The 11,291-nt window shown below is 41.5% G+C and carries 9 protein-coding genes; 8 read left to right on the top strand and 1 reads right to left on the bottom strand.

Annotated features, from left to right (window positions below; translation table 11 throughout):
- The first annotated feature begins 117 nt into the window (after positions 1–117).
- The 3 genes from ACTNB8_RS05630 to ACTNB8_RS05620 all read left to right on the top strand — a co-directional run bounded on the left by ACTNB8_RS05630 (position 118) and on the right by ACTNB8_RS05620 (position 3,445).
- Entirely contained in the window at positions 118–1,158 is a 1,041-nt protein-coding gene (locus ACTNB8_RS05630; RefSeq protein WP_441053029.1) for a C45 family autoproteolytic acyltransferase/hydolase, read from the top strand.
- A gap of 14 nt (positions 1,159–1,172) precedes the next feature.
- Positions 1,173–2,420, top strand: a complete 1,248-nt coding sequence (gene larA / locus ACTNB8_RS05625; protein ID WP_441053022.1) for a nickel-dependent lactate racemase — start codon at positions 1,173–1,175, stop codon at positions 2,418–2,420.
- A gap of 179 nt (positions 2,421–2,599) precedes the next feature.
- Positions 2,600–3,445, top strand: coding sequence for a PD-(D/E)XK nuclease family transposase (locus ACTNB8_RS05620; RefSeq protein WP_441053020.1), 846 nt, complete (start codon positions 2,600–2,602; stop codon positions 3,443–3,445).
- A 63-nt stretch (positions 3,446–3,508) separates the two neighbouring features.
- Here the strand turns inward: ACTNB8_RS05620 and ACTNB8_RS05615 are convergent, their stop codons facing one another.
- A complete protein-coding gene (locus tag ACTNB8_RS05615; protein ID WP_441053018.1) occupies positions 3,509–4,354 on the bottom strand; it encodes a MurR/RpiR family transcriptional regulator in 846 nt (281 codons plus the stop codon).
- Positions 4,355–4,502: 148 nt separating this feature from the next.
- On the opposite strand from ACTNB8_RS05615, the gene ACTNB8_RS05610 reads away from it, so the two are divergent.
- The 5 genes from ACTNB8_RS05610 to codB all read left to right on the top strand — a co-directional run bounded on the left by ACTNB8_RS05610 (position 4,503) and on the right by codB (position 11,001).
- Positions 4,503–5,177 (top strand): GntR family transcriptional regulator, encoded by a 675-nt coding sequence (locus ACTNB8_RS05610; RefSeq protein ID WP_441053016.1) that lies wholly within the window; start codon positions 4,503–4,505, stop codon positions 5,175–5,177.
- Positions 5,178–5,451: 274 nt separating this feature from the next.
- On the top strand, positions 5,452–7,707 hold the full coding sequence (pflB, locus tag ACTNB8_RS05605) for a formate C-acetyltransferase (protein ID WP_441053014.1): 2,256 nt from the start codon (positions 5,452–5,454) through the stop codon (positions 7,705–7,707).
- Positions 7,708–7,709: 2 nt separating this feature from the next.
- Positions 7,710–8,450, top strand: a complete 741-nt coding sequence (gene pflA, locus ACTNB8_RS05600) for a pyruvate formate-lyase-activating protein (RefSeq protein ID WP_441053012.1) — start codon at positions 7,710–7,712, stop codon at positions 8,448–8,450.
- Positions 8,451–8,619: 169 nt separating this feature from the next.
- Positions 8,620–9,711, top strand: coding sequence for a hypothetical protein (locus tag ACTNB8_RS05595; protein WP_441053010.1), 1,092 nt, complete (start codon positions 8,620–8,622; stop codon positions 9,709–9,711).
- 21 nt (positions 9,712–9,732) lie between these two features.
- Positions 9,733–11,001 carry a cytosine permease gene (gene codB, locus ACTNB8_RS05590; RefSeq protein WP_441053008.1) on the top strand — a complete coding sequence of 423 codons (1,269 nt, stop codon included), beginning with the start codon at positions 9,733–9,735 and terminating at the stop codon, positions 10,999–11,001.
- The last annotated feature ends 290 nt before the right edge of the window (positions 11,002–11,291 follow it).

Raw genomic sequence — 11,291 nt, 5'->3', positions numbered from 1 at the left:
TTGGCTATGGGGTAAACCATAGCGTTTTTTTGTAATATAATTAGAAATTACAAGAAAAATTATAAAAGAAGAACTCCCACCTTAAAAAAATGGGAGTTTTTCAGTGCCCTTTATGAAATAGGGTTTCAGGAAGGCAGAAATTTTGGCAGACAAATAAGAGAAAGTATAGACTGTTACAAAGAAATGTTTATGGATTATTCCGGGCTTGAATGGAAAAGAGCAAAGAAACTGTCGAGGAAATTTATTGATGTTATAAGAGAATATAATTCGGATTATCTGGAAGAAATCAGAGGCGTTGCAGATGGAGCAGAACTTGAATTTGAAGATATTCTTGCATTGAATTGCCGAAGTGAGCTGGTCTTTGTGGGAAAAGAATTTGATAAAGCGGATGGTGGCTGTACTTCGATAGGAATCAGTAAAGAACGGGCTGCAAATGGTGAAGCGATCAGTGCACATAATTGGGATTGGAAAACAAGTCAGAGGAAAAATATGGTGATGATGAAAATTCATCAGAACAATGGAAAACCGACGATATTTATGGTTACAGAGGCTGGGATTATCGGAAAAACCGGATTTAACAGTGCAGGATTAAGCGTTTTCCTGAATGCTTTGTCTACAAATCAGGCACCGGAAGGAATCCCGCTTCATATTGCTATGAGAGCAATTGTGGACTGTGAAACCATTTCTGAAGCGCTGACGATGGTGACCAGGATGCCATTGGGGTGTTGTGCTAATTTCATGCTCAGCCACAGAAATGGAGAATGCATTCATGTAGAGATTGGAAATGAAGATTTTGATGTGCTATATCCGGAAAATGGAATTGCTGTGCATACGAACCATTTTTGCAGCCAGAGACTTCCAATACGTCCTCGCAAAGATACTATGAAATATAAAACTCCGGATAGCTTTATAAGACGGGGGCGGGCGTTGAAAATTCTTGAGAAAAAAGAAAAACCGATTACTATAGAAGACGTGAAAGAAGTATTGAAAGATCATATTGAATATCCGGATTCTATATGTCGTCATGATAATCCGAAAGTTCCGGAAGGGCTGAGAATGGGAACTGTATTTTCTATGATTGTAAATTTAGGCACGGGGGATATTTATTTTTGTAAGGGAAATCCCTGTGAATATGAGTATGAACATTATCATATTTAAAGGCAGGTGATAGGATGAAAATAGAGTTTGGATATGGAAATAGTGTGCAGATGGTAGAAATACCAGACAGAAATCTGATGGCAGTACTTGAATCAAATCCGTTTCAACATGAACGGCGGGGGCGTCAGGCAGTTGAATATGCGTTGGATAACCCGATTGGTGCCCCGCTTTTGGAAAATCTGGTTCGGAAAGGTCAGAAGATTGTAATTGTTACCAGTGATATATCCAGACCAATGCCCTCTTACGAAGTGTTGCCCGGGGTTCTTGATCGACTGTATAAGGCAGGAATTTCCAGACAGGATATTACTGTTGTACTGGCATTAGGATCTCATAGAAGACATACAGAAGAGGAAAAAAGAAAGCTTGTAGGGGAACGGTGCTATCAGGAAGTAAAGTGTGTGGATTCGGATATAGAGGATTGCGTATTTCTGAGAGAAACAAAAAATAGAACACCTGTAGAAATAACAAGGGAAGTGGTGGAAGCAGACTTCAGGATATGTCTGGGAAATATTGAGTTTCACTATTTTGCGGGATATTCAGGTGGAGCGAAAGCAATTATGCCAGGTGTAGCAAGCTATAACGCTATCCAGATGAATCACAGACTGATGATTCAAGAATCATCCTGCGCAGGACGGCTGGAAGGAAATCTTCTGAGAGAAGATATTGAGGAGGCCGGAAATATAGTGGGGATAGATTACATAGTTAATGTGGTTCTTGATGAACACAAAAAAATTGTATATTGTACAGCAGGAGATGTTACGGAAGCACACAGAGATGGCTGTCGATATCTGGACAAAATGTATCGCAAAGTGATTTCTTCCCGAGCTGATATTGTAATGGTGTCACAAGGGGGCGCACCTAAAGATGCCAATCTGTATCAGGTGCAGAAAGCACTGGATAATGCAAAGCATGCGGTAAAAAAGGGAGGCCGTATCATCCTGATAGGAGCATGTCAGGAAGGAACTGGAAGTAAAAAGTTTGAAGAGTGGTTACTGGAGGCAGATACACCACATTCTATGATAGAACGAATTGGAGAGCACTTTGAGCTTGGTGGTCATAAAGCGGTAGCAATAGGTATGATTCTGGAAAACGCACAGATTGATCTTGTATCGGAGATGCCGGAGGCTTTTGTACGGCATATTTTTATGAATCCGCAGCCTTCTGCCCAAAAAGCGTTGGATGAAGCACTGGAAAAATATGGCGAAAACGCAAAAGTGCTTGCAATGCCGTATGGTGGTTCGACACTGCCGGTTGTACTTTAATAAAAGCCAGATTTTCTGATTTCGGTCAGAGAATCTGGCTCTTTGAATCCAATACTGAAAAATTATGTCGAAACAGGTAAACAAGACTTGCTTGTAAAGAAAGTGTACAGATGATAAGATAAAAACAACAAGATATTTTATCTTACTGTATGGATAGAAAACATGGAGGGAATCGTGGAATGACAAAAGACAATGTCATTACACAGGATAAAGAACTGGAAGAGCGATACGAAAGATATAAAGGAATTTTACAGAGACTTACGATTATGAGTGACATATTCATGAGGAATGTATTGAAAAAGCGTGAATGCACAGAATATATTTTGCAGGTAATCATGAACAAAAAAGACCTCAGGGTAACAGATCAGATAATTCAGAAAGATTATAAAAATCTGCAGGGACGTTCTGCAATTCTGGATTGTGTTGCAAGAGATTCAGTAGGAAGGCAGTATAATGTTGAAATTCAACAGGATAATGAAGGAGCATCGCCAAAACGGGCAAGATATCATAGTGGACTTATGGACATGAATACATTAAATTCGGGGCAGGATTTTGATGAACTGCCGGAAAGTTATGTGATATTTATTACCAGGGATGATGTATTGGGGTATAAACTTCCTATTTATCATATTGTAAGAAAAATCGTGGAAGCAGATGAGAATTTTACAGATGGATCGAATATCATATATGTAAATTCGAGGAATCGGGATGAGACAGAATTGGGAAGGTTAATGCATGATCTGCGCTGCAGCAGGGCAGAAGAAATGTATAACAGGATTCTGGCAGAACGGGTACATGAACTGAAGGAGACACAGGAGGGAGTTGATCATATGTGTCGGGAAATGGAACAGCTTTATAATGATGGTATAGAAGTGGGAGAAAAGAGTGGAGAGTTAAAGGCCAAAAAGGAAATGGCGGTTTCACTTGCGGCAGAAGGTATGAAGGCTGAACAGATTGCCCGCCTGACCAAGGTAAGCGTGGGGGAAGTTCAGAAATGGATAAATGAGAGACTGAGTCTCGTATGACAGTAAATCAGTATCATAAATTATGCTGCCTGGCGTGTACCAGGCAGTGCTTTTTATACATTTTTACAGCCCCAGATAAAAGCCCTGATTCAAGATAGACTCGGTTTTTTCGAGCACTTTCTGGGACTCTTCATAGTTTTCCTGCGCGATGGCCGCGATCAGATAATTGGAGAGGCTTAAAGGAGCAGCGTAGGAGTTTTTGTAGGAAAGGCTGGAAATAGCGCAGGGAAGGATGATGTCGCCATAACCCTGGACAGCACTGTAATTCTGGCTGGTAAAAAGAACAACTTTTACGCCTGCATTTTTCATCCAGGACAGGATTGTAGTGCTCAGTTTGGAGTAACGCGGAAACATATAGGCAATGCAGATGTCGCCCTCTTTTGCGCTGACAATTTCTTCCGGATAGAGCATGCCTACGGACTGGATAAGGTGAATATTTTCACGGATTTCACTCAGGCGGGAAGCCATGTAATGTGCAACGGAAAAAGAACTTCGCATGCCAAGCACGTATACATTGGGAGCGGAAGAAACAGCGTGAATGATGGTCTGAAGATCCTGATCATTCTGGGATTCCAGAGTATGCTGGATATTCAGGATATCATTTTGAAAGGATTCTGCAAGAAGCGTATTTGATGGGTATTGTTCCAGTGTTATCAGACGCTCGGGAAGACTTACTTTTGTCTGGAGGCTGCTCTGGATATCTTTTTGCATATCGGAATAACCACTGTATCCCAAAGCACGGGAAAAACGGATGATAGTAGTGGTACTGACTCCGATCCGGTCAGCTATTTCTTCAAGAGTGCAAAAAGCAACATCGTTAAGGTTTTCATTAAGATAATTTGCTACAGTTCTGTGGGAACGGGTAAATGTATCGTATTGGGCGTTAAGCTTCTGTAAAAAATTAGACATATGTGGTGCTCCTTGTTATATATTTTGCTGTGAGGAGTGAACGGTGACAATGATAGTAAAGATGCTATTATTTTACCATAAAAATATGGAATATAGTTGAATTTTCTGGTATTATTTATATAGGAAATCCAGGAGGTATGAAAATAGAATGCCATTACCTAAAGAACAGACATCTTTTGAACGTCTTTCCGCCAAGCAGAGAGTATATGAAACAGTAAAGGATTGGATTATAGAGGGACAGTTTAAACCAGACGAAAAAGTATCAGATATTGAGATAGCAGATTATTTTAAGGTCAGCCGTACACCGGTAAGAGAAGCACTGCAGCTTCTGGAGGCGCAGAAACTGGTGAAATCATATCCGGGAAAAGCAACGCTAGTCACGGATCTTGAGACAGATAATATTGAAAAATGGTATCAGCCAATGGCGATATTGCAACAGCTGGCTGTTACACTGGCAGTAGAAAGAGTGACACCGGAATACATACGAAGATTGCGGAAACTGGCAGATGAATTTGCCGAGTGTGTTAAGGAACAGATGAAACCAATGCCGATTTTGCATGCAGATAAAGAATTTCACAGCTGTATTCTTGAGATGGCGGGGAATGAATATATCACAGATTTCTGCGATGTGTTATGGATCCACATTCAGAGACTCGAGTATGGCTTTTTCAGGGATACACCGCTGGAAGAATCTATCGATGAGCATGAAAAAATTATTCAGGCTCTTGAAATGAAAGATAGCTATTCTGCATCTGTGCTTGTGAAATCCCATTGGGACAGAACTGCATTAATGATCAAAGAACTGAACAAAAGAGACGAATAAAAAATATCCTCTGGTTTATAATAATCAGAGGATTTTTTTATTGAGAAAAACATTCAGCAAGAGGATAAAAACAGGAGTTAAACGCATCTAAATTGTATAAAATCAAGAGCATTCGTTAAATAATTGACATTGTAGTGCCGAGTAGTGTACACTGTTGCCGTGAACAAAATGATTCACATTGTAACTATAATAAGATTTCGGTCTTATTTTTCTTTAGGAGAAAAGTTAGACTGGACATACGCGGAATAAATTATTAAGAGAGGTGCAGAATTTAATGAAAAACTTTTCACAGTGGGAAGGTTTCAAAGGAAACCGTTGGAAAGAAAAAATCGACGTACGTAACTTTATCAGCATGAACTATACACCTTATGAAGGAGATGCTTCTTTCCTGGAAGAACCTACAGAGGCTACAAACAAACTCTGGGGCAAACTTCAGGAACTTCAGAAAGAAGAACGTGCAAAAGGCGGCGTTCTGGATATGGAGACAGAAGTTGTTACATCTCTGACCGCATATGGTGCCGGATATATCGATGAAGATCTGAAAGATCTGGAAAAAGTTGTTGGTCTTCAGACAGATAAACCTCTGAAACGTGCTTTTATGCCATATGGTGGTATCAAAATGGCAGAGCAGGCATGCGAAACTTACGGATATAAAGTAAGTGACAAGATCAAAGATGTTTTCCATAATTATGAATTCAAGACACACAACCAGGGTGTATTTGATATCTATACACCGGAAATGAAAATGGCCCGTCATAACAAGATCCTTACAGGTCTTCCGGATACTTACGGACGTGGACGTATCGTTGGCGATTACAGACGTGTTGCTCTGTACGGTATCGATGCTCTTATCGAGGGAAAACAGAAAGATTTCGCTGCCTGCGACCGTCAGGGTATGAGACGTTATGACTTCCAGCTTCGTGAAGAAATCGCTGATCAGATCCGTGCGCTCAAAGGCATGAAAGTTATGGCAGAAGCTTACGGATATGATATTTCCCAGCCGGCCAAAGATGCAAGAGAAGCATTCCAGTGGCTGTATTTCGGATATCTTGCAGCAATCAAGACTCAGAATGGTGCGGCAATGAGTGTTGGACGTATCTCAACATTCCTTGATATCTATATTGAAAGAGATCTTCAGAACGGAACTATTACAGAGAAAGAAGCTCAGGAGCTTGTTGACCACATGGTAATGAAATTCCGTATGGTTAAATTTGCTCGTATTCCTTCTTACAACCAGCTGTTCTCCGGTGACCCGGTATGGGCTACTCTGGAAGTTGCAGGTATGGGTGGAGACGGACGTACAATGGTAACAAAGAACGACTTCCGTTTCCTGCATACTCTGGAAGATATGGGACCGGCTCCGGAACCGAACCTTACAGTTCTCTATTCTTCAAGACTGCCTGAAAACTTCAAGAAATATGCAGCTGACATTTCTGTACTGACAAGCTCTATCCAGTATGAAAATGATGATGTTATGCGTCCGGTATGGGGCGACGACTACAGCATCTGCTGCTGTGTATCTGCTACAGAAACAGGTAAAGAGATGCAGTTCTTCGGAGCTCGTGCAAACCTTGCAAAATGCCTTCTTTACGCTATCAACGGTGGTGTTGATGAGAAGACAAAACAGCAGGTAGGACCGAACTATCAGCCAATTACTTCTGAATATCTCGATTATGATGAAGTAATCGCAAAATATGACAAGATGATGGACTGGCTGGCTCATCTGTATGTTGGAACACTGAACATGATCCACTACATGCATGACAAATACTACTATGAAGCAGCTGAAATGGCTCTGATCGATACAAAGGTTGACCGTTCTTTCGCAACAGGTATCGCTGGATTCTCTCACGTAGTAGATTCCCTGTCCGCTATCAAATATGCAAAAGTTAAAGCTGTTCGTGATGAAGATGGAATTACAACAGATTTCATTGTAGAGGGTGATTTCCCACGTTATGGTAACGATGATGACAGAGCAGATGAGATTGCAACAACACTGCTGTCTACATTCCTTGAAAAACTGAAACACATCCATACCTATCGTGATTCCAAACCTACTACTTCTATCCTTACCATCACATCAAACGTTGTTTATGGTAAAGCTACAGGATCCCTTCCGGATGGAAGAAAAGCAGGCGAACCACTGGCACCTGGTGCTAACCCGTCCTACGGCGCAGAGCAGAACGGACTTCTTGCTTCCCTTAACTCTGTTGCAAAACTGGACTATGAAGATGCCCTTGACGGAATCTCCAATACTCAGACAATCAACCCTGATGCTCTGGGACATACAGAAGAAGAACGTACAGAGAACCTTGTTCATGTACTTGACGGATACTTTGATCAGGGTGCTCATCACCTTAATGTTAACGTATTCGGTAAAGAAAAACTGATCGATGCTATGGAACATCCGGAAAAAGAAGAGTACGCAAACTTCACAATCCGTGTATCCGGATATGCAGTTAAATTCATCGATCTTACAAGAGAGCAGCAGCTGGATGTTATTGCCAGAACCTGCCACGACAGAATGTAATAATGCCAGACAATGAAATAAAAGGATATGTCCATTCTCTGGAAAGCTTCGGGTCTGTAGATGGACCAGGAGTCAGATATGTGATATTCTTGAGCGGATGTGCAATGCGCTGCCAGTTCTGCCATAATCCGGATACCTGGAAAATGGGAGAAGGGCAGCAGTACACCCCGTCCCAGCTTCTGAAGCAGGCACTTCGTTATAAGAATTACTGGGGAAATAAAGGTGGAATTACCGTAAGTGGCGGCGAACCGCTTCTGCAGATTGATTTTTTGACAGAACTGTTTCGACAGGCAAAGGCAGCAGGAGTTCATACAGCACTTGATACCAGCGCCAATCCTTATACGGAAAAAGAACCTTTTTATTCCAAGTGGCTTGAACTTATGAAGTATACGGACCTTGTTCTTCTGGATATCAAGCAGATCGATGAAGAAGAGCACATTAAGCTTACCGGACAATCCAACAAAAACATTCTGGCAATGGCACGGAAATTGTCAGATATGGGAAAACCAATGTGGATCCGCCATGTACTGGTGCCGGGAGGCAGTGATAATGATGAGTATCTCCACAGACTTGCAGATTTTATCCATACACTGAAAACAGTAGAGAGGGTGGAAGTACTTCCATATCATACTCTTGGAATTTTTAAATGGGAACAGCTTGGAATCCCTTACCCGCTGGAGGGTGTCAGACCACCTTCTGAAGAACGGATTAATAACGCCAGAGAGATTCTGGGAGCAATATAAAAAGCAAAAAAGAAGGACTGAAAATAACAATGTTCTTTCATTTGAATGATATTGTTAAAAACCGTCCTTCTTTTTCTATATCTACTTGACAATTGAGGTGGTTCATTTTACTCTGTAAACTAGAGTGTTTACTTACAGAGATTTATTATAAAGAAGGGAAAGAATACTTATGAAAAACTGGGACAAAGTCTCTCTGGTGCCGGAATTTGACGAACAGGGAGTGGCCTGTTACCGTCTGGAAGGCGGAGATTATGCAAATGAATATTATGTTATTTCGGAGGCAGAATCAAGAAAACTTCTGAACACACCTGAGATTGTTGGCTATGAAGTTTACAATTGTCTTGTGTCCTCTACATCTCAGATGCTTTATTATCTGAAGGAACAGAAAAAGGTTACAACTGCAAATATTCTTTCTATATTAAGAGGAGCTTTGAATTACCCTCTGGAAGAAGCGTGCTACAGAGAACACATTCGTGTTCATGACATCAGTTTCCTTTCCAGTGAGCGTGTTTTTGAGCAGGAGGAGATCGCAGGGCTGGAGATCAAGTACAGCAAGCTTACCATGGTGCCGGACAGCACACTGATGATCGGCGATATTATTGCGAGTGGTGAGACGCTGATCCACTGTCTTCGCTATGTGACTGATTTCTACAGAGATCACGGTGCAAGACTTCGTAATATCATTATCTTTACAATTGGTGGAACCAAGGGAATTGATATCCTTGAGAAGCTTACTGCAGAGATCCGTGAATTCTGGCCGGAATTCGAAGGATTTATCACTGTTTATTATGAGGGTATTTTCAGCACTTACCAGGATAAAGGGGTTTCCGGGATCAATCTTCCGGATGTGGATTTCTACTGGAAGGGTGGAATCATCGCACCTGAATTCAGAAGAGAGACTTTATCCATGTGCAGTCCGCTTTTTGAAAAATGTATCATCTATGATGGTGGAGCAAGACGTTATGAGATCCATGAACATGTAGAAGAAGTCCTTGATTTCTGGACGGGAATCAGAGACAGAGCAGACAGGATTGATTTCAAAGAGCTTCTTGATGAAAAAATTGGCTATCCGACTCCGATCAGTTATGAGGACTGGATAAAAGCCAATCATTATGAAAAAATCCGCCCGGCTGATGCGAAGTGGCTGTATCGTCAGGAACTTGGATATATTGAAAGTATGAATGGCATTACATTGAAAGAACTTGCGGAGCAGCGAATCGGTGAATTTACAGATGCACTGCGTAAATATATTTTGGATTAATATGCATTACGGGGAGAAAAGATGAGTAGAGAATATACAACAGAAAGTGGTATGAACCAGGTTGCTGAAACTTTAGATGTTGATTATGCAGACAGTGCGGTACCTGCACATAGCAGACGTGGTTTTGTAACAATGTTTATGATTATGCTGGGATTTACTTTTTTCTCGGCGAGTATGTGGGTTGGTCAGGAAATGGCAGCAGGACTTGATTTCTGGGGATTTATCAAAGCCCTTCTTCTGGGTGGAGTGATCCTTGGCGCTTACACAGGACTGCTTGGTTATGTAGGTGCAGAGACAGGGCTCAGTCTTGACCTGCTTTCCAAGAGAGCGTTTGGAGAAAAGGGGTCTTATATTTCTTCTGCGTTGACAAGCTTCACACAGATCGGATGGTTTGGCGTAGGTGTTGCTATGTTTGCAATTCCTGTAGCACGTGAGCTTTTTGGTGGAAGCGCAGCAGTACAATGGATACTGATTCTGATCGCAGGTGCATGTATGACTGCATCCGCATATTTTGGAATTAAATCTCTGACAATAATCAGCTATATTGCAGTGCCGCTTGTTGCAGTCCTGGGAACAATTGCAATGATCATGGCAGTAAAGCAGGGAGACGGAACGATCATAGATCAGTTCGCTGTATCCAGCGGATCTTTGAGTGTTATTGGTGGTGCCGGACTTGCAATTGGATCTTTTGTGTCAGGAGGAACTGCAACACCGAACTTTACACGATTTGCAAAAAATGGTAAACAGGGAACGATCGCAACCGTAGTTGCTTTCTTTATCGGAAACTCCCTGATGTTCTTTTTTGGAGCTATTTCTTACATTTTTGTAGGTGGAAATGATATTTTTGAAGTTATGATCCGTCTGAATCTGTTCTATCTTGCAATCCTGGTTTTGGGACTGAATATCTGGACAACGAATGACAATGCGCTGTATACAGCAGGACTTGGTTTGGCAAATATTTTCAATAAGAGAAAGAAACCGATGGTTCTGATCTCCGGTGTTATCGGAACACTGCTTTCTGTATGGCTGTATTACAACTTCTGTGGCTGGCTGAATATCCTGAACTGTACGCTGCCGCCAGTTGGTATCATTCTGGTCATATCTTATTTCATGAACAAAAAGGCTTATGATACAGATACGTTTGAGATCGTAACAGTCAACTGGTTTGCTGTTGTTGGTGTGATTGCCGGTGCAGTAGTTGCTAATGTTGTATCCTGGGGAATCGCTTCCATTAATGGTATGGTAGTGGCTGCTGTGATTTATGTAATTGGAGAGAAAATCAGAAAGTGATTTTGCGAGACAAACGAAAACCCCTTAAGGTGCTGGCCTCAGGGGTTTTCTATTCCATTTATGTATGGTGTTGGGTGAGGATGTTGTCCGGTTTTCCGGCAGAGAATTTACGGTGATCCCGCCCAATTATGCTCATTAAGTGAAGGCAGAAATCTCTGTGAACTGGCTGGAGACAAAAAGTCTGAAAAAACAGAAATAAGCAGATCGTAATGATTATAAGAGAGCGTACTGACTGTATCGGCCGGTACGTTCTTTTTGCTGTTATATGCAGAAAAAATAAGTTATAATAA

Source organism: Blautia sp. HCP28S3_G10, from assembly GCF_052065235.1.
Lineage (GTDB): Bacteria > Bacillota > Clostridia > Lachnospirales > Lachnospiraceae > Blautia_A.
The sequence above is the reverse complement of the archived record's forward strand: the minus strand, read 5'-3'. Positions and strand labels throughout refer to the sequence as shown.

Excerpts from the sequence above, each read along its gene's own strand:
- larA (WP_441053022.1), top strand. The coding sequence starts at position 1,173 with ATGAAAATAGAGTTTGGATATGGAAATAGTGTGCAGATGGTAGAAATA.
- ACTNB8_RS05620 (WP_441053020.1), top strand. The coding sequence starts at position 2,600 with ATGACAAAAGACAATGTCATTACACAGGATAAAGAACTGGAAGAGCGA.
- ACTNB8_RS05615 (WP_441053018.1), bottom strand. The coding sequence starts at position 4,354 with ATGTCTAATTTTTTACAGAAGCTTAACGCCCAATACGATACATTTACC.
- ACTNB8_RS05610 (WP_441053016.1), top strand. The coding sequence starts at position 4,503 with ATGCCATTACCTAAAGAACAGACATCTTTTGAACGTCTTTCCGCCAAG.
- pflB (WP_441053014.1), top strand. The coding sequence starts at position 5,452 with ATGAAAAACTTTTCACAGTGGGAAGGTTTCAAAGGAAACCGTTGGAAA.
- pflA (WP_441053012.1), top strand. The coding sequence starts at position 7,710 with ATGCCAGACAATGAAATAAAAGGATATGTCCATTCTCTGGAAAGCTTC.
- ACTNB8_RS05595 (WP_441053010.1), top strand. The coding sequence starts at position 8,620 with ATGAAAAACTGGGACAAAGTCTCTCTGGTGCCGGAATTTGACGAACAG.
- codB (WP_441053008.1), top strand. The coding sequence starts at position 9,733 with ATGAGTAGAGAATATACAACAGAAAGTGGTATGAACCAGGTTGCTGAA.